A 22,585-nucleotide genomic window follows, 5' to 3' on the forward strand; every position below is an offset into this window, starting at 1 on the left:
GATTACTTTATAAATTGCTCTTTGTTGCTATATAAATTTAATTTATATAGCTTTTCGGCGTAACGTAATAAAACCGCATCCGGATCAATTTTGACGATCTGATAACCATTAACCCAATGATTTTGGCTATATAGCTTATTATTTAAAATCACAGTCTGCTTGTTTTCACCAATAAAAATACTAGTTAACCTTGGTAACGCAGGCCGCCCAGCTTTTTTCACTACCTTTGCTTTATAATCAAGCGGGGTTGTTGGGTCAACCAACACCTCCTCGGCATTGAGATGGAAACTGCTCATACAAGCCAATAAAAAAATATATTTAACCACTGACTAAATCCTGTTGATCACTAAGTGTATAAATTTCGATCGTCACCTGCGCTAAGGGGTAGTGAGTGACTTGATAAGTAAGAGCCGACCAATAAAACTTCTCTGGTATATTTTCTAAATTAACCAGATATCGATAAATAGCGTTATAATCACCCGATAACGTTACCGCCAAGGTATGTTTATAAAATGGGTTTTGTAGAGTTTTAGTCATATCACTTCCGGCCTGCGAGTTCTCTGCGTTGAACGCTTTAACAGGCAATGAAACGAGTGACTCTATCTTAACGCCAGTGCTTTTACTAAGCACTTTCGTTAATGCAATAGGCATCTTTTGCGCTCGAATAAATTTAACTAATTTTTCATCAAGAGTTTTGTCCAAGCTAACTAATGTTCGCTCAGAAAATGCTATTTGCGTATTTATCTCCTGTAGAGGGTCTTTCTTTAATTCACCTTTTACTCTTGCAACCTCTTTGTTTAATTCATTCTCTTTTTTATAACTTAGCGCCAACGTTTTCTCTATTTTCACCTGTTTTAGCTGCGCAGGTTCAATGATCCAATAATAGTTAATAACCAAAATAGAAAAAAGCAATCCAGCAAAGATAATCACCCGTTCACGCAATGTTATGGCGTTGAATGCTTTTTCTAATTTATTAATGTGGGCTTTTATCATTTTTGCCCCCGTTTGTTATCTTCTTTTTTAACCATATTACTTAATATAAAATTAAAGCCGTTGTCACTCTCTGATATATTGATCTGCTCAAAGGCAATATCTAATAACTCATCCGTTGTTTGTACTTTACTTAACCACAGCGGCACAGAATCACTCTGTTTTGCATATCCGGAGATATTGAGTCGCCCATTAATAATAGAAAAGTTATCAATACTAACCGCATCGGTGCTTGCCAATGATAGCCCTTTCATCAGAACAGAAAAGCTCATTACGTCAATATCAATGATATCTAAGCTCGCCAACAATTGCTGCTTAGCATTAATCTCTTGCTGTAATGCAAGCTGTCTGCGCACTTTATGTTCAGGAGCCCTATTCTTTTGTAGCTCAACCACAAGTGCAGACAGTTCATTCTGTTTATCTGTTAATACCGATTCATGTACACGTAATTTCTTTTGCACATGTTCTATTCCCTGATTAACAATAAAGGGAGTAATAACAAGGCTCAGCACGCATAACGCAGCCACTAACGAAAACTGCTTAAAGGTCGCTTTTTCGCGTTTAGGATAACAACTAGGTTGGTATAGATTAATCTTCGTTTTCATTTACCTAACTCATCCATCAATAGTCCATAGGCAACAATATTACTAAAGTCATATTGTTGCGCTTCACCAAAGGGTTCAACCTTGCGAGCCAGATTTGCCCCTAATTGGCTGGTTAAGGCATTAATATCGGGGCAAGATAAAGCCACATATAAATGATTTATTGATGCAATACGTAATTGCGAATTAATATAGTCAAGCGCGCGCTGTAATTCTAAACTTAACCCATCGATAAGTACGTTCTCCTGCTCACCAAGTGGTAGCGCTAATAAATCATTAAAGCCTCGAATTCGGTGCGAAAAATAGAGCTGACCATTTTTAACGACGGTAAAGACTAAGGCATTCCTCTCTTCAGAGAGTAATGCATTGGTTTCGTTTTCTACATTTAAAAGTGCCGTTAATGATAACTCTTCGGTACTAATCTCCTTTAATTCCATTTCACACTTAAGTAGTAAATCACGGATATGAATAACCAATTTCATCGCCGTGCAGACCACGGTAATTTGCTCGCCTTTATGTTGTTGTAGCGGAATATCATAATAATCAACAACAAGATCAAAAATACTTTCTGATACCAAATCTTTTATGGCAAAGGGGATACTGGCTAATAACTCACTATCTTCAACCTTCGGTTTTTCTATATCAAAGGTTTGATAAAAATCGCGACTTAACACCACTCGCACTTGATGATGTTGTAATTTATGCTGCTGTACTAATGAGGATAAGGCTTCGCCCCATTCTTGATCAGTGGCAACGCGCGCCTGTGCAAGCAAATCAACACGTCCATCTGCCATGCCACAAATAGCGACTCTATTCGTCCCTAAATATACGCTAATTTGAGACGATGATTTTTTAGAAAAAAACTTTTTAAGCATCTTGCTTTTACTTTCCCAACAAAAAATAATTGATCTTTATTAAATAATCATTAGAACATAGATTTTCTAAAATATCGTTGATATGTGCCGAAAATATAATGTTTCCTTTCAATTAGGGAGTCACCTCCCATTATTATTTACCTAATATCCCCATGTTACCTCAAGATGCTTTGTCAGGCGCTGTTCGGATACCAGAGCAAGACGTAACATGATGCACTTTTCTATGGTTACAACGCAGGAGAGTTGCGAGCTAGTACCTGATTAGTGGATAAATACATTTTCTCTAATAACGAGTATAATAGGTCACTAATACCCATTTCACCGGAATAATTGCGAGAGTCTGGTGAATTCATCACATAGGAAAAATAATGTCACCTGCGAATAAAATTTACTCGAATACCAGCCAAGTATTACAGCGCAATGAAGCACTCTTTGAAAATAAAAATATACTGGTAGCCGGTAACATAGATGATGATTATCCAGTACAGCTGCAGACATTAGCAAATTCCAGCACTTTTTGTTTTAGTGACTATCGGTATTATACGGCCTTAAAAGGTAAATTAAACAGTTCAGAAGTACATTTCTGCGCTAACTTTCAAAGCAATCAAAAATTTGATTTATTACTGATTTTTTTACCTAAATCTAAACAAGAAAGCCAATATCTATTAGCTAATTTAACGCCCCATTTGCTACCGGGTGCAGCCATTATTCTCGTTGGTGAAAAAAAGTGTGGCATAAAAAGTGCCGGTTCCTTATTAACCCCCTATTCACCCACCGTTAATACCATTGATTCGGCTCGTCATTGCAGCATCATATTCGCTGAATTAACCCATCAAGTAAAACCCTTTGAACTACAACAGTGGATCAAAACATACACGCTAAATATTAATGAGGTCAGCATCGATATCTGCTCATTACCCGGTGTTTTTAGCTATGGTGAGTTAGATAAAGGCAGTGAATTACTATTACAGAATTTACCCAATGAAATGAGTGGCACTGTACTTGACTTTGGTTGTGGCGCAGGTGTTTTAGCTTGTTATATATTAAGCCTACATGCAAACCTAAAAATAGATCTTGTCGATATCAATATTTATGCAATAGAGAGCGCCAAACTCTCATTAGCTAAAAATAAACTCCAAGCGAATGTTTTTGCATCGAACGTTTTTTCGGATGTATCAGATAAATATGACCTACTCCTCTCTAATCCCCCTTTTCATTCAGGTCAAAAAACCGATTATAGTGCTGCAGAGACCTTTATTGCAGAGGCAAGTTTACACCTTAACAATGGAGGAAGAATGTCCATAGTAGCCAATAAATTTCTCCGTTATGAACCACTACTCAACAACGTGTTTTCAACGGTAACAACAATCGCTGAGAATAATAAATTCAAAGTAATAACTAGCTTCAATAAATAGATATATATTATCCGTAAAAGTATCTCTTTAGTGAATTTCTGCTAATTTTTATATGGTAAATAACATTTATTCACCATTTTACTTTGGAGATATTTATGGCTGGTATTCTGGCAATGATTTTAGCCGGTGGGGAAGGCGCTCGCCTTTTCCCTTTGACAGAGACAAGAACGAAACCAGCAGTCCAGTTTGCAGGAAATTATCGCATTGTTGACTTCGCATTAAATAATTTTGTGAATGCAGACTTATTAAAAATTTATGTGCTTACGCAATTCAAATCTCAATCTCTAAATTTACATTTACGTAAAGCGTGGCGGCTCTCTAACATAACTAAACGTTTTATCGAGCCAATCCCAGCACAGCAGCGCGTTAATAAAAATTGGTATATTGGTACAGCTGATGCTATCTACCAAAATACACGTTTTATTAAACAAAATTCACCTGAACACGTCTGTATTTTTGGGAGTGATCATATTTATAAAATGGATGTTCAACAAATGGTTGAGCACCATAAAAACAAGGGAGGATGCCTCACTATCTCCGCGATTCGCGTTGCCAAGGAACAAGCCTATCACTTTGGTATTATCGAAATTGATGAAGATGGACGGGTAATCGGTTTTGCTGAAAAACCCGCTGTACAGGATGCTAAAACAATTCCCGGAGATCCTGACCATGTCTTAGCTTCAATGGGTAACTATATTTTTGAAACGAAAACGTTACTGAAAGAGCTCTACGCAGATGCAAAAAATATCAATTCTAGTCATGACTTCGGTAAAGATATCATTCCTAAACTGTTCGCTAATAATGCTGTTTTTGTTTACAAATTAAGTGATAATTTTATTCAAGACGAACCAGCAATCGCCTATTGGCGAGATGTCGGCACGATAGATTCTTATTGGGAGGCTCATATGGATATGTTGCGCCCAAATCCACCTTTTTCACTTTATAATAAACATTGGCCACTGCATACCTATCATCCACCTCTGCCTCCCGCAACATTTAGCGAGTCAACTAATTATGTCACTCATATAACACAATCCTTCATTGGAGCAGGCTCTTATATCAACGGCGCTACGATTAGAAATTCCTGTTTAGGGTTCCGTAGCCATGTCTATCAAGATGCCACTATTGACGGCTGTATTTTTCTAAGTAACACGAAAATCGGGCAAGGTTGCCGTTTAACTAAAGTTATTCTTGATAAAAACGTTGAGATCGCACCGGGTACCATTATTGGTGAAAACCTAGAGGAAGATCGTAAAAAATATACCGTCACTGAAAATGGGATCATTGTGATAGGTAAAAACAGTAAAGTAGGCTTTTAATCCCGCTGATATCTGTTAACTCAGGTTTTATGGGTATATTAACTTTAAATATAGGTTGCAATTATGGCAAAAATTCTTTCAATGATTTTAGCGGGTGGAGAAGGTTCGAGACTTTATCCGCTTACACAATATCGCACCAAGCCTTCTGTACCTTTTGGTGGTAGCTATCGCCTAATCGATTGTGTACTCAATAATTTTGTAAATTCAGATTTAATTAGAATATATGTACTAACTCAATTCAAATCTCAATCTCTTAATAAACATTTACATCATGCTTGGGAGCTAAATAGTTTTACCGATACCTTTATCGATGCAATACCGGCACAAATGCGAATAGGCAAGCATTGGTATAGCGGTACTGCTGATGCTATTTATCAAAACCTACAATTTATTGAATCCGATGAAGCCGATATAGTTTGCGTATTTGGTAGCGACCATATTTATAAAATGGATATTCGTCAAAAGATCACCTATCACGAAAATAAAAAGGCTGTTTTGACTGTTTCAGCTATTAAACTTCCCAAAGAACAAGCCCACCATTTTGGTATTATTGAAGTGGATGAAGATGGCCGCATGATAGGCTTTGTTGAGAAACCGAGGGTGCAAGAAGCAAAAACAATTCCAGATGATCCCACACATGTGCTTGCCTCAATGGGTAATTATGTTTTTAACTCCAAAGCGCTTCAGGAAGAGCTAAAACGTGATGCCGCAATTGCTGATTCTAGCCATGACTTCGGTAAAGATATTATTCCCTATCTTTATCCACAGGGTAACGTCTTTGTCTATGACTTTACTAACAACACCATACAAGAAGAAGATGGTGAAACCTATTGGCGTGATGTCGGCACCATTGAATCTTACTGGCAAGCGAATATGGATTTAATCCAATATCCGCCCCCCATCTCCTTTTATAACCATAAATGGCCAATGCATACTTATTATCCTGCATTACCACCCGCTCATTTTCAAAATGCCGAAGATGCGAATTGTTCGATACGGAAATCGCTTATTTCTGATGGATGTTTTATCATCGGGGCGATGATTACAAAGTCTGTCTTAGGTTTTAACTGTGTTGTCGAAAAAGATACCGATATCTCAGAATCAATTTTACTTGGCGACATTAGAATTGGTAAAAATTGTAAGCTCCATAAAGTGATCATTGATAAAGATGTTCATGTTGCCGATAACATCAATATCGGCTTTAATCTTGAAGAGGATAAAAAGCGTTTTACCGTCTCCGATGAAGGCATTGTGGTTATTCCCAAAGGGGCCAGAATCACGGCATAACAAATTTAACAAAAACAATCTCTTCATAGTATCACTATTGAGGGCTTAAACTTATTGTACATGGCAATGCGATTGCCCAAGGAGTTTTTCATTGAATAATCATAGAAAATTAAAAATTATTTTCATCTCATCAGAAGTAGACGGTTTTTCTAAAACAGGTGGTTTAGCAGATGTCGCCAAAGCACTCCCCATTGAATTACGCGATTTAGGCCATGATGTTACTATCATCACCCCCTTTTACGGCACTATAGAACATCGTGAAGAAGCTCAACATAGGCACTCCTTAACATTAAATACCGATGCCTGTCGTCCCGATGTTAAATTTAATGTACAGTCTCTTCATTTAGATGGTATTGAAGTATTAGCCATTGATAACGCGCATTACTTTGATCGCCTCGGATTATACGGAGAAGAGAATAAGGCTTACCCTGATAATGGAGAGCGTTTTGCTTTTTTTGCCCTCGCTGCGTTGCAAACTTGCGAAGCGTGTGACTATACCCCCGATATCATCCATTGTAACGATTGGCATACAGGCTTAGTCCCTTATTTACTAAAAACGCGTTACCATGATAGCTCTCGTTTTACTTTCACGAAAACAGTGCTCACAACACATAACGCCTGTTATCAAGGTATTTTTGATAAGTCTCAACTTAACTTAATACCAGAAATAAGCGCTTGCATGGATGAACGAGTTTTAGAGAATTATAATTATATTAATTACTTGAAAGTCGGTGTTACCTACAGCGATAAAATTAATACAGTTAGTCCTAACTATGCCAGTGAACTATTAACCGTACTTGGTTCGCATGGAATGTCAGAACATTTTATTGCTCGTATGCATGATTTTGAAGGTATACTAAATGGTTGCGATTACCTAGATTGGAACCCTCAAAGCGACAATTTGATTACAGATAATTTCTCCGCAGATGATCTCACAGGCAAAGCATTATGCAAAAAATCGCTACAAAATAAAGTGGGTTTGCCTGTCAATGACAACCCGTTATTTGGGATGATATGTCGCTTAACAGATCAAAAAGGTTTTGGTTTAATAATACCAATGCTGGATCGCTTTTTAAAACATAACGTACAATTGGTGATTATAGGTTCAGGCGATCCAGGGATTACAGGCCACCTAAGCGCAATCGCCAAACATTACCCCGATAAATTCAAATTTATTGATGCCTACAGTGATAGGCTTTCACATATGATAGAAGCCGGTGCTGACTTTTTCCTCATGCCATCCATTTTTGAGCCCTGTGGTCTAAACCAACTCTACAGCTTAGCGTATGGGACTCTTCCTATCGTGCGAGGTGTAGGTGGATTAAAAGATACCGTCATCGACTATGACCAAGATCCTGACAACGCAAATGGTTTTATGTTTCATGATATAAACCCAAATCAACTGTTGAATTTATTACGTCGTGTATTGCTACTCTACATCGAGCACCCGGAAGAGCTACAACGTTTAAAACAACAGGCGATGCGCAGCCATTTTTATTGGTCTGATGCCGCTAGACATTATCAACACCTTTATTACAACGCCCTTTTTTCCCATAAGATATAATAGCAACTCCTATTTATTAAAAGAAAAAGCCCCTGACTCAAGGATAAGTCAGGGGCAAAAAGTTATAACCTGTTTATTATTATTTATTTAATTACTTTGTAAACTCAGGATAAGCTTCAACACCACAATCGTGTAAATCCATACCCGTTTCTTCTTCTTCTGCGCTAACGCGGATACCCATGGTTACTTTGATAATCGCCCAAACAATCCAAGAAGCAATAAAGACAAAACCAAAGATAACTGCAGCACCATATAACTGGCTAGCAAATGATGCACCTTCATTGTTCATCGGTACAACTAACAGACCAAATAGACCACACACACCATGTACTGATAATGCACCCACTGGATCGTCTAACTTTAATTTATCAAACATTGTAATGCTATATACAACTAGGATACCTGCAACTGCACCAATGCCTGCTGAAAATAGAGGTGTTGGAGAAAGAGGATCCGCCGTAATAGCAACTAACCCAGCTAATGCACCATTTAGAATCATAGTTAAATCTGCTTTACCCCATCTTACTTTACTGACCAACATTGCTGCAATTGCGCCCGTTGCTGCTGCTGCATTGGTATTAACAAAGATAAGACCCACTGCAGTTGCATTTTCAGCATTTGACAATGCGAGTTGCGAACCACCGTTGAAACCAAACCAACCCATCCATAGAATAAGTGTACCTAATGTTGCAAGTGGCATGTTTGAACCTGGAATTGGGTGAATTGAACCATCCTTACCAAATTTGCCTTTACGTGCACCAAGTAGGATCACGGCTGCTAATGCGGCAGCTGCACCCGCCATATGTACGATACCTGAACCAGCAAAATCACTAAAACCAGCTTCACTTAAAAAGCCACCGCCCCATGTCCAGTAACCTTCCATTGGATAAATAAAGCCAGTTAAGAAAATAGAGAAGATTAAAAATGCCCAAAGCTTCATACGCTCAGCCACGGCACCCGATACAATTGACATCGCCGTTGCCACGAAAACCACTTGGAAGAAGAAGTCGGACTCAAGAGAATGGTCTGCATCAGCAGCCTGCGTGCCAATCAATCCACCTAATGATGGCAACCACCCACCGGCAGCGTTATCAACATACATAATGTTATAACCAACTAATAAAAACATCGTACAAGCAATAGCATATAGCACGATATTTTTAGTTAAAATCTCAGTGGTATTTTTAGAGCGAACAAGTCCAGCTTCTAACATGGCAAATCCCGCAGCCATCCACATAACCAAGACACCCGATATTAAAAAATAAAAGGTATCAAGCGCAAATCTAAGTTCTGTTACTGTATTTTCCATAATAATTCCCTTCTTTAAATTCTTAAACTAAATTAAAGTGCTTCATCATCGAGCTCACCGGTACGAATACGCACTACTTGCTCAAGTGATTGGATGAATATTTTACCGTCGCCCACTTTCCCTGTATTAGCAGCACTTGTGATTGCTTCCACTAAGATGTCTACCTCTTCATCTTTTACCGCTATCTCCAATTTTACTTTTGGTAAAAAATCGACTTGGTATTCTGCGCCACGGTACAATTCTGTATGCCCCTTTTGACGACCAAACCCTTTCACTTCAGAAACAGTAACGCCGGCAATACCTGCATTCATGATTGCTTCGCGTACTTCATCTAATTTAAATGGTTTAATTATTGCGGTTAACATTTTCATGATAATTCCTTTTTTATTGAAAATTAAATCGAACATTAAATGTGTTAGTCAAACATCATGGTGAACAACCCAACTGACACATAACTAAAAATTGATAACTTACGACTACAAATACAAATAGCATGCCAAAGTTAAAAACCATTAAATAACAACAACTTAATCAAAAACAAAGGAATGCAACATCATATTTCGCACCATATTGAACCATCAAAAAAGAGTTATGCACCAAGTTAGTAACAATTCAGCAACAACATGCATTTGCATAATAAATAAACTTAATAAAGACAAAAAAATTTCAATGAAAACAGTTACTATATTGATACATTCGTTAATATTGTAATTGCACAATTGCAGTGCATAGGCAAATATAGATAGATAGCATAAAATACACCGCTAAGATTATTTTAATCATGAGGAGAGGCTAAAAGATAAATCATTTAGCCTCACACTAAAGCATCTGCTATCATCACCATTAATTTACACTTATGACATTCATATAACTATTCAAAGGTAAAACCGATGAAAAAAATAGGCCTACTGTTAATCACTTGCATATTAAGTTTTAATGCGTTCGCAGCTCCACAGGTGGTTCCAAATGCCCCCGCTATTTCTGCAAAAGCTTATTTGTTGATCGATTATGATTCAGGAAAAATACTCTCAGAAAGTAACGGTGAAGAAAGATTAGCCCCAGCAAGCTTGACTAAAATGATGACCAGTTTCATTATTGGTCAAGAGTTAAAATCAGGAAACTTAAATCCGACAGATAAAGTAATCATCTCAGAAAAAGCATGGTCTAAAAATTTCCCAGACTCTTCAAAGATGTTTATTGAAGTGGGTAAAGAAGTTAGTGTTGAAGATCTTAATCGCGGTATTATTATACAATCTGGCAATGATGCCTGTGTTGCAATGGCTGAACATATCGCAGGAAGTGAAAGTGCTTTTGCTGACCTAATGAACTCATGGGCAGCGCAATTAGGCATGACAAATACACATTTCGTTAATAGCCACGGTTTACATTCAGAGGACCATTATACCAGTGCTCATGATATGGCGATACTCGCCAAAGCATTGATCGCTGACGTGCCTGATGAGTACAAAATTTACAGCGAGAAATCATTTAAGTATAACGGTATCTTACAATACAACCGCAATGGGCTTCTATGGGATAAAAGCTTAAATGTTGACGGTATAAAAACAGGTCACACCAGCGATGCAGGATATAGCTTAGTTTCTTCAGCAACGAAAGATGGCATGCGTTTAATTAGCGTCGTCATGGGAACTAAATCTGAAGATGCACGTAAAGTTGAAAGTAAGAAATTACTTAACTGGGGATTCCGATTTTTTGAAACATTAACGCCATATAATGCAGGAGATCAACTTGCCACTGAACGTGTTTGGATGGGGAATAGAGAGATGATCGGCTTAGGGGTTAATGTTGATACAACAATCACATTACAAAGAGGCCAAGCTAAAAATCTTAAGGCCGATTTTGTTATAAACGATGAGTTACGTGCACCGATCCAAAAAGGGGATGTGGTTGGCCAAGTAAACTATTCCGTGGATGACGAGTCTATTGCCAGCTATAACTTAGTGGCCTTAGAGACAGTAGAAGAAGGTGGATTATTCAGTCGCCTCATTGATTACATTAAATTATTATTTATCGGTTGGTTTGGTTAATAGTAACTTTCACCATTCATACAGAAAATGGGGCGATACACCTCATTTTCTTTTTTATTTTTGGAGGTGCCAATGGCATTAAATACCAATTTCGACCAACTATTAGAATTTCCATGTAGTTTAGCGTTTAAAGTTATGGGAGTCGCAGATCCTAAATTAATCGATGATGTCGTGACTGTATTGCAAAAACACGCACCGGGCGACTATTCTCCACGTGTCACCCCAAGCTCAAAGGGTAATTATCACGCATTAAGTATCCCGGTTATCGTGACAAGCAAAGAACATATTGAAACGATTTATACTGAATTAAATAGCCTTGAACTGGTTCGTTACATTCTTTAATCTGCGTGCTATAAAATGACTGATATCAATCAACAACTTTGCGTTCGCTATCTAGGTTTACAGCCATATCAAAAAATATGGCAAGCAATGAGTGAGTTTACAGAGCAACGTGATAAAAACAGCATAGATGAGATATGGCTAGTAGAACACCCCCCCGTATTTACTCAAGGAAGAGCGGGTAAAGCGGAGCACCTATTAAAAGAAACTAACATTCCCATTGTAGAAAGCGACCGAGGGGGGCAAGTAACCTATCATGGCCCAGGGCAACTCATCGCCTACTTGCTCATTGATATTCGCCGCAAAGCATTTAATATTCGCACATTAGTATCGGGGATTGAACAAAGCATTATTGATTTATTAGCTGATTACCATGTGTTAGCAGAGGCAAAACCCGATGCGCCAGGTGTTTACGTTAAAGGAAAAAAAATTGCCTCGCTTGGATTAAAAATTCGTAAAGGCTGTTCTTTTCATGGTTTAGCATTAAACATCGATATGGATCTATCCCCTTTTCTTGCAATAAACCCCTGCGGATATGCCGGGCTAGAGATGACACAATGTTGCAATGAAGGAATAATGCTAGGTGTAGATAAGTTAGCCCCACTGCTTCTTGATAAATTAACCACACAATTAAACTATTCACAGATAGAGAGTTTTTGATGAGCAATAAACCAAGCCAGTTAACCCCAGGAAAAAAACTACGTGATGCCGATAAGCTTTCTCATATCCCAATCAAAGTGATTCCTACGGATAGTCGCACTGCATTGAAAAAGCCCTCATGGATGAAAATCAAACTCAAATCAGATAATAGCCGAGTTAATGAGATCAAAGCAGCGCTACGAAAAAACAAACTCCATTCTGTTTGTGAAGAAGCATCCTGCCCTAACCTAAATGAGTGTTTTAATCACGGTACAGCGACGTTTATGATCCTCGGTGATATTTGTACAAGACGCTGCCCATTCTGCGATGTTGGTCATGGCAAACCGCTTGCCGTTGATACCGAAGAACCCAAGAAACTGGCTGAAACCATTCGTGATATGAAGCTTAAATATGTGGTTATCACCTCCGTAGATAGGGATGATCTGCGTGATGGAGGGGCACAACATTTTGCCGACTGTATTCGCGAGATTCGCCTGCTTAATCCTGAAATAAAAATTGAAATTCTCGTTCCTGATTTTAAAGGGCGCATGGATAAAGCATTAGCTTGCTTTGAGAAAGATGTACCAGATGTGTTTAATCATAATCTAGAAACCGCACCACATTTATATCAACAAGTGCGTCCTGGTGCTGATTACAAATGGTCATTGACCTTACTGCAAAAATTTAAAGAGCAGCATCCAGAGATCCCAACTAAATCGGGGTTAATGATGGGGTTAGGCGAGAGCAATGCAGATATTGAACAAGTAATAACGGATCTGAGTAACCATGGCGTCACCATGTTGACTTTGGGACAATATTTACAACCAAGCCCTCATCACCTCGCTGTTGAACGCTATGTACCGCCAGCGGAATTTGATGAATTGGGCGAAAAAGCCAAAGCGATCGGATTCACTCATGCTGCATGCGGCCCCTTTGTTAGATCCTCTTACCATGCAGACTTGCAAGCAGCAGGCAAAGAAGTTAAATAATCGCGACTTAAAAATAGTGGCTTTAAAATAAAAAATCCCCTTAGCTAAGGGGATTTTTTATGCATAGCAATAAACCTATTTTTTGGCAACAACCTTCATTACTAGAATAGTCACAGCAAACATAGCAAAGCATGCCATTAGTGAATAAAAAATTGACCCCGTAAAACCGATAATAGTAAAGCCAAGCGCAGAGATTAATGCCGTTACTAACGCATAGGGTAATTGCGTCGCCACGTGATCAATATGCTGACAACGCGCCCCTGTGGATGACAAAATTGTCGTATCGGAGATCGGTGAACAGTGATCACCAAAAACAGAGCCAGCTAATACCGCACTTAACATCGGTAGCATTAAGGTTAAATCCGTTGACCCCGCTAAGTCGCCAGCTATCGGCAGCATGATACCAAACGTCCCCCATGATGTGCCCGTTGAAAATGCCATTAAGCCCGACAAGACAAACAGAATAACAGGTAACCAATGTAGGCCAATATTCCCTTGTACAAGACTTGATAAGTACGCACCAGTTTTCATATCGCCAATCACTGCACCAATCGACCAAGCAAAGAACAGAATAATAATCGCACCAAACATCGATTTAGCGCCAATCCAAGCCGCAAAAGCAATCTCTTTTAGTGGCAACTTCTGCTTAAAAGTCGTTGTTAGGGTAATGAGTAAACCAACTAGACCACCATATATTAATGAAGAGCCGACATCGGTATTCTCAAAGGCGCCCAACACAGAAAATGGTAAAGGTATTTCTTTTTCGGCGAGAGATTGGCCACCAGAATAGAGCATAAAAAACAGGGTGCCGGCAATCAACGCTAAAATAGGATAGATGAGATCGCTTACTTTACCTTTTTCACTTTCCGCAATACCGAGCTCATCATGAAGATTAGCTGCATTTTTATCCCCAGCATGCTTAGCGCCACTTTTTTCAGCTTCAATTTCATGCTCTTTCATCAGGCCAATATCAAGCTTAAAATAGATAACTGCAAACACCATTAATAGTGTAAAAACAGCATAAAAATTCATTGGAATGAGGGCGATATAAGCACCCAATGGTGAATATTCTGTCATCCCATGAGCCACTAAAATACCACTGATAATAGTCATGATATATGCCCCCCAACTTGAAACAGGCATCAAAATACACATCGGTGCGGCAGTCGAATCAAGTATATAAGCAAGTTTTGCTCGTGATACATTAAATCTATCGGTCACCGGACGAGAAATCGAGCCAACGGCGAGACTGTTAAAATAATCATCGATAAAGATAAATACCCCTAAAAATGCAGCCAAGAATGAAGCACCACGCTTATCTTTAATATGATCTAACGCCCAATCAGCAAAAGCGCGAGTACCACCTGAGAGCGTTAATAACGCGGTCATCATGCCAAGTAGGAGTAAAAAGCCAACAATACTCATATTCCAGCTGTTGATTCCTCCCTCTTCAATGACCACACCTTTGACGGTATTGAATAAATAAGTGCCGGCATTAGCTAATGAAAAATCTGCCAATAGCAAAGCACCTAAAACGATACCTACACCTAATGATACTAATACCCTACGTGTAATAACGGCTAAGCCTAATGCAATAAGAGCTGGCAAAATAGCTAGCGGTGATGTAGTAAAGTCTATCAATGTCATTTATTTTTTTACCTTTAAAAAAGAAAAGCCCCGATTCTTTTTATAAATCGAGGCTTAGCACAAAATAAACTGTAAAAACAAATAATTACAGCTTAAAACTGATTCACTAATCAATAAGCATTAAAGAATCATTAATTGCTTCTAAATTTGTATTACCCATTAAGTAAGCATCAATGGCACGAGAAGCTTCACGACCTTCGTTAATACAACGCACAATTAATGACTGGCCTGTGCGCATATCACCAGCAGCAAAGATACCTTCTTGAGTCGTCTGATAATCGTTAGTTTTAACATTACCGCGCTCATCAAGTCCAATCGCTAACTGAGCTAACACACCCGTTGGTTCTGGGTGTAAAAAGCCCATTGCCAAGAATGCTTTAGTACAAGGTATTGAACGAACGCTCCCTTCAATCTCTTTAAAGTTAGGACGTTGACCTGGTTGTGCCTCTTCCCACTCAATATCAGCAATCACAAGCTCTTTAACCTGGCCATTTTCATCACCGATGAACTCTTTTGTTAGGATTGACCAATGACGATCCACCCCTTCCTCATGAGACGTTGATGTTTTCAAAATCATTGGATATGAAGGCCATGGCATATTCACTGTGCGCTTCTCAGGTGGTACTGGCATAATTTCCACCTGCGTAACAGATGCTGCACCATGACGATTAGAGGTACCAACACAGTCAGAGCCCGTATCACCACCACCGATCACAACTACATGATCATCAGCAGCATGAATCTCTTCAGTTTTAAGATCCATTGCATTTGCACGACGGTTATTTTGCCCTAAAAACTCCATGGCAAAATGGACGCCTTTTAAATCACGCCCCGGGATAGGCAGATCACGCGGCACCGTTGAACCACCGGTAAGTAGTACAACATCAAACTGTTTACGCAGCTCTCTGGCATCGAAATCAACACCAATATGCGCATTAACGACCATTTTGATACCAGCAGCTTCCATTACCGCAATTTTACGGTCAATCACGTCCATACCCAATTTAAAATCAGGGATACCAAAACGTAATAGGCCACCTACTTTTTCATCACGCTCATAAACGGTTACCGTATGGCCTGCACTGTTTAGTTGCTCTGCAGCAGCAAGGCCTGCTGGGCCACTACCGATGATAGCGACAGTTTTACCTGTACGAGCTGTCGGGATTTTAGGCTTAACATAGCCCTTCTCGTAGGCTTTTTCTACGATAGTCTTCTCTATGTTACAGATGGTAATCGGATCTTGATTAATGCCGAGCACACAGGATGATTCACAAGGTGCAGGGCAAACACGCCCAGTAAACTCTGGAAAATTATTTGTGGAGCTTAGGATATCCCATGCTTCTAGCCAACTTTCACGATACACTGCATCATTAAACTCAGGAATAATGTTACCAATAGGGCAGCCACTATGGCAGAACGGTACACCACAATCCATACAGCGAGATGCTTGGTCATTAATTTTTGTACCAAACTCGTCGTTTAATACGAACTCTTTATTATTTTTTAGACGCTCTTGTACTGGCAATTTGCCCGGTAATTCACGACCTAATTCTAAAAAACCTGTAGGTTTACCCATTATGCTTCTCCTTCCGCTCGAGCCGCTAATACCGCTTTATAATCACGCGGCATAACTTTAACAATTTTCGCCAAGCTTGCTTCAACATCATCTAGGAATGCTGCTGCAACATTCGACTCGGTTAGCGTTAAATGCTTCGTTACTTTTGCAATTATTAACTCTTTATCTGCTTGCTCTAGTGGATCTAAATCAACCAGTTCCATATTACATTTACTAGCAAATGTTCCATCTTGATCCCAAACGTAAGCAACACCGCCACTCATACCTGCTGCAAAGTTACGTCCAGTTACACCAAGGATAATCGCAATACCACCAGTCATATATTCACAACCGTGATCGCCCACACCTTCCACAACTACTTCAGCACCAGAGTTACGCACACAGAAACGTTCACCCGCTACACCGTTGATGTAGGATTCACCAGAAGTTGCACCGTAGAAGCAAACGTTACCGACAATGATATTGTCTTTCGCAACAAGCGTTGAATTACGGTAAGGGTACACCACAATTTGACCACCAGATAAACCTTTACCCCAGTAGTCATTGGCATCACCTTCAACGGTAAACTCAACCCCTTTAGCAAGGAAACAGCCGAAGGATTGTCCCGCAGAACCGGTGAATTTAACTTGCATTGGTTTTGGTAAACCTTGGTCGTTATAGACTTTCGAAATCTCATTAGAGAGCATAGTGCCACAGGAGCGATCGGTATTGACGATAGCAAACTCACCCGACACGGCTTCACCATTTTCCAGAGCAGGTTTCGCTAAGGCAATTAATTGACGGTCTAAAACGGCTTCCAAATTATGATTTTGCGCAATTTGGTTATACATACCATCTTCAGTTTTCGCCGTTTCTTTAAACAAGATAGTGCTAAGATTTAAGTTTTTGTATTTCCAGTTGCTAATATTATCACGCACTTTTAGATTTTGCGTTTGACCAATCATTTCATTGATTGTTGCATAACCTAGCATTGCCATATTTTCACGCATACCTTCAACGAGGTAAGAGAAGAAAGTGACAACGTCTTCTACACGGCCATCAAAACGCTCACGTAATGTTTTATTTTGTGTCGCAATACCAACTGGGCAGGTATTTAAATGACACTTACGCATCATAATACAACCTTCTACGACAAGAGCTGCAGTTGCAACGCCCCACTCTTCAGCACCAAGCAGTGCTGCAATAGTTAAGTCGCGTGGTGTTTTCATCTGTCCATCTGCTTGTAAAACAACGCGATTACGCAGGCCATTTTTAAGCAATGTTTGATGTGCTTCAGATAAACCTAATTCCCATGGTAAACCGGCATGACGAATAGATGATAATGGTGAAGCACCCGTACCACCGTCAAATCCAGCAATTAAGATAACATCCGCTTTTGCCTTAGCAACACCCGATGCAATCGTACCAACACCCGCTTCTGATACCAATTTAACGTTAATACGACCTTTACGGTTGGCATTTTTCAAATCGAAAATTAGCTGAGCCAAATCTTCAATTGAGTAAATATCATGATGTGGTGGCGGTGAAATCAGACCAACACCCGGAGTTGAGTGGCGCGTGCGACCAATCCAATCATCAACTTTATGACCTGGAAGTTGTCCACCTTCACCCGGTTTAGCCCCCTGTGCCATTTTAATTTGTATTTCAGCTGCATTGGTTAAATAGTACGAGGTCACACCAAAACGGCCAGAAGCCACCTGTTTAATCGCAGAGCGCTCCCAATCACCATTCTCTTTTGGCAAGAAACGAATTGGATCTTCACCACCTTCACCGGAGTTAGATTTTGCGCCAATACGGTTCATCGCGATAGCAAGCGTTGAGTGTGCTTCGTGTGAAATAGAACCAAAGCTCATTGCCCCCGTCGCAAAACGTTTGAGAATGTTTTCTGCTGATTCAACTTGGTCAAGCGGAATTGGACCACTTGCATTAGCAACAAAATCAAACTGACTACGTAATGTCGCCGCATTCTCACCTTGGTTATCAACTGCCGCCGCATACTCTTTAAACTGCTGGTAGTTTTTACTACGTGTTGACTGCTGTAATAATGAGATAGTTGTTGGGTTAAATAGATGTTTTTCACCACGCTGCTTCCATTGGTAAACACCACCAACGTCTAGGCGAGATACAGGCACTTCACGTAATGGGTAAGCAAAACGATGACGCACTAAAATTTCAGTGGCGATATCATCAATGGATAAACCACCAATACGGGTCACGGTGCCTTTAAAGTAGTTATCGACAACCGCTTTGCTAACACCTAGCGCTTCAAATATTTGCGCACCTTGATAGGATTGAATCGTTGAAATACCCATTTTCGAGAAGATCTTCAACAGACCCGCATCGATTGCGTATTTATAAGATTTAAAGATTTCAGCAACACTTTTATCTTTTGGTAGACGATTCTTCGCTTGTAAATCAACGATCATCTCTTCAATTAGATACGCATTTACCGCAGATGCACCGTAACCTATGACCGTCGCAAAATGGTGCGTTTCACGCACATCACCCGTTTCGACAACAATGTCACACAGCGCACGTAGACCGCGCTTAATAAGATAGTGATGAACAGCGCCCGTAACTAGCATCGCAGGAATAGCAGCATGGTCTGAGCTTGCCTTACGATCCGATAGAATAATAATCGAGTAGCCATCATGGATAGCATCTTCAGCATAGCGACAGATACGATCTAATGATTTCGCTAGTCGCCCTGGCTCACCCGTTGCAGGGAATAAGGTTTCTAATGTTTTTGCCTGTAAATGTTTATCATCTAAGGCATTGATTTTTTGTAATTCTGCATTGCTTAATACTGGCGATTCTAATTCAACTTTATGGCAGTGCGCCGGTGTTTCAGATAATAGATTTTGATCTTTACCTATGTAGGTATTAAGCGACATAACCATACGTTCACGAATCGGATCGATAGGTGGATTGGTTACTTGTGCGAAAAGCTGTTTAAAGTAATGCGACAGATGCTGTGATTGATGTGAAAGCACCGCAAGAGGCCAATCTACGCCCATCGCACCAAGCGGTTCTTTGCCATCAACTAGCATCGGCAGTACGATTTCATTTATCTCTTCAGAGCTAACACCAAACGCTTGTAAACGACGTAATAAATGACCATCTTTAGGTTGTAAATTACGCTCTAATGCCGCTGGTTGTTTCTCTAATTTAACTAAGTTATCAGCAAGCCATGTTTCATAGGGTTGTCTTGCTGCAATCGTGCCTTTAACTTCATCATCTGAAATAATGCGGCCTTGCTCAAGGTCAGCAACAAAAATACGCCCTGGTTGTAAACGACCGCGTGATTTAATGTTTTCTGGCTCAATATTAACAACACCACTTTCCGATGCCATGATCAGAAAGTCATCTTTAGTCACACAGTAACGTGAAGGACGTAAACCATTACGGTCAAGTGTCGCCCCAACCTGCACACCATCGGTGAAACAAACTGAAGCGGGGCCATCCCAAGGCTCCATTAAATTGGCATGATACTGATAGAATGCACGACGAGTTGGATCCATATTCTTGTTTTCTTGCCAAGCTTCAGGGATCATCATCATTAATGCATGAGGTAAACTACGACCAGAAAGAACAAGTAGCTCTAATGCCATATCAAAACTAGCAGAGTCCGACATACCTTCAGTACAAATAGGCATTAACATGTTTAATTCGGAACGGGTGAAGAATTCAGCTTCAAGTAACGCTTCTCGTGCTTTCATCCAGTTGATATTACCGCGAACTGTATTGATTTCACCATTGTGTGCAATATAACGGAAAGGTTGCGCTAAGCGCCAACGCGGGAAAGTATTGGTAGAGAAACGAGAATGCACCAAGGCTAACGCCGTGACCATACTTGGGTTCTGCAAATCAAGGAAATATTGCGGAACTTGTTCAGTGGTTAACTGACCTTTATAAACAATGGTTTTGTATGAAAAGGTGTTAATATAAAAATTGTCTTCGATACCTGTCACCGCTTGTAAACAGATTCGAGTTGCATAGTTACGTAAAATAAATAATTTACGCTCAAGTGTTGCAGGAGGCATATCAATACCACCCGTCACAAACATATGCTCAAATTGAGGCTCACTACTTAGTGGATCAGCACCGATCATTGAATTATCAGTAGGAAGAACACGATAACCTAACACTTCTAGCCCTAAACTATCTGCAGTTCGGGCTAATATTTCACGACATTCATGACGTTGGTTAGCATTTTTTGGAAATAGAATCGTACCGACACCGTATTGATCAAACTGAGGTAACGTAATCCCAACATTAAGGGCTTCAGTTACTAAAAACTCATGTGGTTTTTGTAAAAGAATACCAGCACCATCACCACTACAAGGATCGCAACCTTGACCACCACGATGTTCCATACGTGCTAGCATATCTAATGCTTGCGTCACGATCTTATGTGATTTTCTATTTTTTAAATGAGCGACGAAGCCGATACCACACGCATCATGCTCCATCTCTGGCACATAAAGGCCTTGAGCGTTTTGCTCTTTATTAGTCATAAACATGTCCTTCAAGATAAAACAGTAAAGTGACCTTTACCCTTTTAGTTTTAATATTCAAAGTGCTGTACATAACCTATTTAAATAAACAAAAAATAGGCAATTCAATTTTACTTTTTTGGTAAAGGAAACTAACTTTATCGTACTGATTCGCACTTTTAAATAATTTCCCTAGTAAGAAATAACACGCAAAACATCCCTATAAGCGCAGTGCTCATACATTATTTCTTATTAATAGCAGCCAAGCAGACGTAACTGTGCAGGCATTCTACCGTTTCAAACGCATAAAATCCAATTTTCTTATTTTTAACACACAATTCTTAATGTTAGTTTTTTGTAAAATTAAAATAAACTTTTACAAAACCGCCAATAAAAAACAAAAACAGATAAATAACAATGAGTTAAGCAAAAACAACAGGATCTTATCGGTACAGTTATGCGCTCAGCTATATCCACAACCAGACTCAAGATTAACAATTAAACAACAAAGCCACTAAAAGAACAATAATATTTATACAGAAAAAGTGAATATAAATTCATTTTAGAGCGGTTTTTATCTTTTAAATGATTAAAAATTAATGACTTAATTCGCCTGCAACGCAGCTAATAAATGCACTAATCAGAGGTTTTTCAATTTGCGTTTTATAACAGCATAAACCTAAATCAAAAGATTGCAGACGATGCCTTGTTGTTAAACTTTGTACGCGATCCCGTACAGGGCTGTTTTCAATCACGACATCGGGGGCAATGCCGACACCGCAACCAAGCGCAACCATACTGATCAACGCTTCATGCCCTGCCACTTTGCCGTAAATGAAAGGTTTTCCCACTTTCAATAAGCGATACCAATTATCAAATCGTCGTCGTACAGAACCATGCTCAGGTAAAATAAAAGGTATTTTTTTCCAATCGATTTCACTGTTTTTTATTTGTTGAGTAACGGTACAGGGAATAGTTGGACCTATGATAGAGAGTGGAATTTCCGCCAATTTAATAAAGTGTAAACGGGCAGGAAAGGGCTCAGGATAGGCAGTAATAGCAAAATCAACTTGCTCCTTAAGAACATGATCAACGGCGACCGCACTATCTCCCGTTGTTAATTTTATTTCGACTTTCGGATGCAGTACGCGAAAACGCTCTAAAATGGGGGGTAAATGGCTATAAGCGGCAGTGACCGAGCAATAGATATTGATTTGTCCTTCTAGCTCACTATTGCTCTGTTTAATCGTCCGTTTAATCAATTGCCACTGTTCGACTTGTTGTAATGCATATTGCTTAAATAACAATCCCGCTTCCGTCAAGGTGACGGAACGGTTATCACGCAGTAACAGCTGCTCACCAACTTCTTCCTCTATACGCTGAATTGAACGCGTTAAGGTTGATGGACTAACATGTTTTTCTTGCGCCGTTTTAGTGAAGTGCAAACTGTTCGCCAGATGCAGGTACAACTCTAAGGTACGTATATCCAC

At 39.5% G+C, this 22,585-nt stretch carries 18 protein-coding genes; 8 read left to right on the forward strand and 10 right to left on the reverse strand.

What is annotated here, in order from left to right; genetic code table 11:
* Positions 1–2: 2 nt before the first annotated feature.
* The 4 genes from AB2N10_RS10170 to AB2N10_RS10185 are packed head-to-tail and all read right to left on the reverse strand — an operon-like array spanning position 3 to position 2,467.
* On the reverse strand, positions 3–326 hold the full coding sequence (locus AB2N10_RS10170; protein WP_354623744.1) for a hypothetical protein: 324 nt from the start codon (positions 324–326) through the stop codon (positions 3–5).
* Positions 319–993: a hypothetical protein gene (locus tag AB2N10_RS10175; protein ID WP_354623743.1), complete on the reverse strand. Its 675-nt coding sequence runs from the start codon at positions 991–993 to the stop codon at positions 319–321. Before AB2N10_RS10175 ends, AB2N10_RS10170 begins: the two co-directional genes overlap by 8 nt.
* Complete coding sequence (locus tag AB2N10_RS10180) at positions 990–1,595, reverse strand: hypothetical protein (RefSeq protein ID WP_354623742.1); 606 nt, start codon at positions 1,593–1,595, stop codon at positions 990–992. The genes AB2N10_RS10175 and AB2N10_RS10180 overlap by 4 nt, the downstream gene beginning before the upstream one ends.
* The gene (locus tag AB2N10_RS10185; protein WP_354623741.1) at positions 1,592–2,467 is read right to left on the reverse strand and encodes a hypothetical protein; all 876 of its coding nucleotides are present in this window, start codon (positions 2,465–2,467) and stop codon (positions 1,592–1,594) included. The genes AB2N10_RS10180 and AB2N10_RS10185 overlap by 4 nt, the downstream gene beginning before the upstream one ends.
* A gap of 368 nt (positions 2,468–2,835) precedes the next feature.
* Here AB2N10_RS10185 and rsmC point away from each other — a divergent pair, with 368 nt between their 5' ends.
* From rsmC to glgA, 4 genes are all read left to right on the forward strand, one after another.
* Positions 2,836–3,882, forward strand: a complete 1,047-nt coding sequence (rsmC, locus tag AB2N10_RS10190; protein WP_369433801.1) for a 16S rRNA (guanine(1207)-N(2))-methyltransferase RsmC — start codon at positions 2,836–2,838, stop codon at positions 3,880–3,882.
* 95 nt (positions 3,883–3,977) lie between these two features.
* Positions 3,978–5,201, forward strand: coding sequence for a glucose-1-phosphate adenylyltransferase (gene glgC, locus AB2N10_RS10195; protein ID WP_369433802.1), 1,224 nt, complete (start codon positions 3,978–3,980; stop codon positions 5,199–5,201).
* A gap of 63 nt (positions 5,202–5,264) precedes the next feature.
* Positions 5,265–6,488: a glucose-1-phosphate adenylyltransferase gene (glgC, locus tag AB2N10_RS10200; RefSeq protein ID WP_354623738.1), complete on the forward strand. Its 1,224-nt coding sequence runs from the start codon at positions 5,265–5,267 to the stop codon at positions 6,486–6,488.
* Between the two features lie 91 nt (positions 6,489–6,579).
* Positions 6,580–8,052, forward strand: a complete 1,473-nt coding sequence (glgA, locus tag AB2N10_RS10205) for a glycogen synthase GlgA (protein WP_354623737.1) — start codon at positions 6,580–6,582, stop codon at positions 8,050–8,052.
* 91 nt (positions 8,053–8,143) lie between these two features.
* Here glgA and AB2N10_RS10210 read toward each other — a convergent pair whose 3' ends face one another.
* Both AB2N10_RS10210 and AB2N10_RS10215 read right to left on the reverse strand, forming a co-directional pair.
* Positions 8,144–9,361, reverse strand: a complete 1,218-nt coding sequence (locus tag AB2N10_RS10210) for an ammonium transporter (RefSeq protein ID WP_354623736.1) — start codon at positions 9,359–9,361, stop codon at positions 8,144–8,146.
* 32 nt (positions 9,362–9,393) lie between these two features.
* Positions 9,394–9,732, reverse strand: a complete 339-nt coding sequence (locus AB2N10_RS10215; RefSeq protein ID WP_354623735.1) for a P-II family nitrogen regulator — start codon at positions 9,730–9,732, stop codon at positions 9,394–9,396.
* Between the two features lie 519 nt (positions 9,733–10,251).
* Between AB2N10_RS10215 and AB2N10_RS10220 the strand changes: the two genes are divergently transcribed.
* The 4 genes from AB2N10_RS10220 to lipA all read left to right on the forward strand — a co-directional run bounded on the left by AB2N10_RS10220 (position 10,252) and on the right by lipA (position 13,376).
* Positions 10,252–11,409, forward strand: a complete 1,158-nt coding sequence (locus AB2N10_RS10220; RefSeq protein WP_354623734.1) for a serine hydrolase — start codon at positions 10,252–10,254, stop codon at positions 11,407–11,409.
* Positions 11,410–11,481: 72 nt separating this feature from the next.
* Positions 11,482–11,751: a DUF493 family protein YbeD gene (ybeD, locus tag AB2N10_RS10225; RefSeq protein ID WP_354623733.1), complete on the forward strand. Its 270-nt coding sequence runs from the start codon at positions 11,482–11,484 to the stop codon at positions 11,749–11,751.
* Positions 11,752–11,766: 15 nt separating this feature from the next.
* Entirely contained in the window at positions 11,767–12,408 is a 642-nt protein-coding gene (lipB, locus tag AB2N10_RS10230) for a lipoyl(octanoyl) transferase LipB (RefSeq protein ID WP_354623732.1), read from the forward strand.
* Positions 12,408–13,376, forward strand: a complete 969-nt coding sequence (lipA, locus tag AB2N10_RS10235; protein ID WP_354623731.1) for a lipoyl synthase — start codon at positions 12,408–12,410, stop codon at positions 13,374–13,376. The genes lipB and lipA overlap by 1 nt, the downstream gene beginning before the upstream one ends.
* Positions 13,377–13,451: 75 nt before the next feature.
* Here lipA and AB2N10_RS10240 read toward each other — a convergent pair whose 3' ends face one another.
* The 4 genes from AB2N10_RS10240 to ilvY form a co-directional block, all read right to left on the reverse strand.
* Complete coding sequence (locus tag AB2N10_RS10240) at positions 13,452–15,023, reverse strand: Na+/H+ antiporter NhaC family protein (protein WP_354623730.1); 1,572 nt, start codon at positions 15,021–15,023, stop codon at positions 13,452–13,454.
* A gap of 106 nt (positions 15,024–15,129) precedes the next feature.
* Positions 15,130–16,599 carry a glutamate synthase subunit beta gene (locus AB2N10_RS10245; RefSeq protein WP_354623728.1) on the reverse strand — a complete coding sequence of 490 codons (1,470 nt, stop codon included), beginning with the start codon at positions 16,597–16,599 and terminating at the stop codon, positions 15,130–15,132.
* Positions 16,599–21,116: a glutamate synthase large subunit gene (gltB, locus tag AB2N10_RS10250; RefSeq protein WP_369433803.1), complete on the reverse strand. Its 4,518-nt coding sequence runs from the start codon at positions 21,114–21,116 to the stop codon at positions 16,599–16,601. The genes AB2N10_RS10245 and gltB overlap by 1 nt, the downstream gene beginning before the upstream one ends.
* Before the next feature lie 575 nt (positions 21,117–21,691).
* Positions 21,692–22,585 (reverse strand): HTH-type transcriptional activator IlvY, encoded by an 894-nt coding sequence (ilvY, locus tag AB2N10_RS10255; protein ID WP_354623725.1) that lies wholly within the window; start codon positions 22,583–22,585, stop codon positions 21,692–21,694.

The organism is Psychromonas sp. MME1 (assembly GCF_041080865.1).
Taxonomy (GTDB): Bacteria; Pseudomonadota; Gammaproteobacteria; order Enterobacterales; family Psychromonadaceae; genus Psychromonas.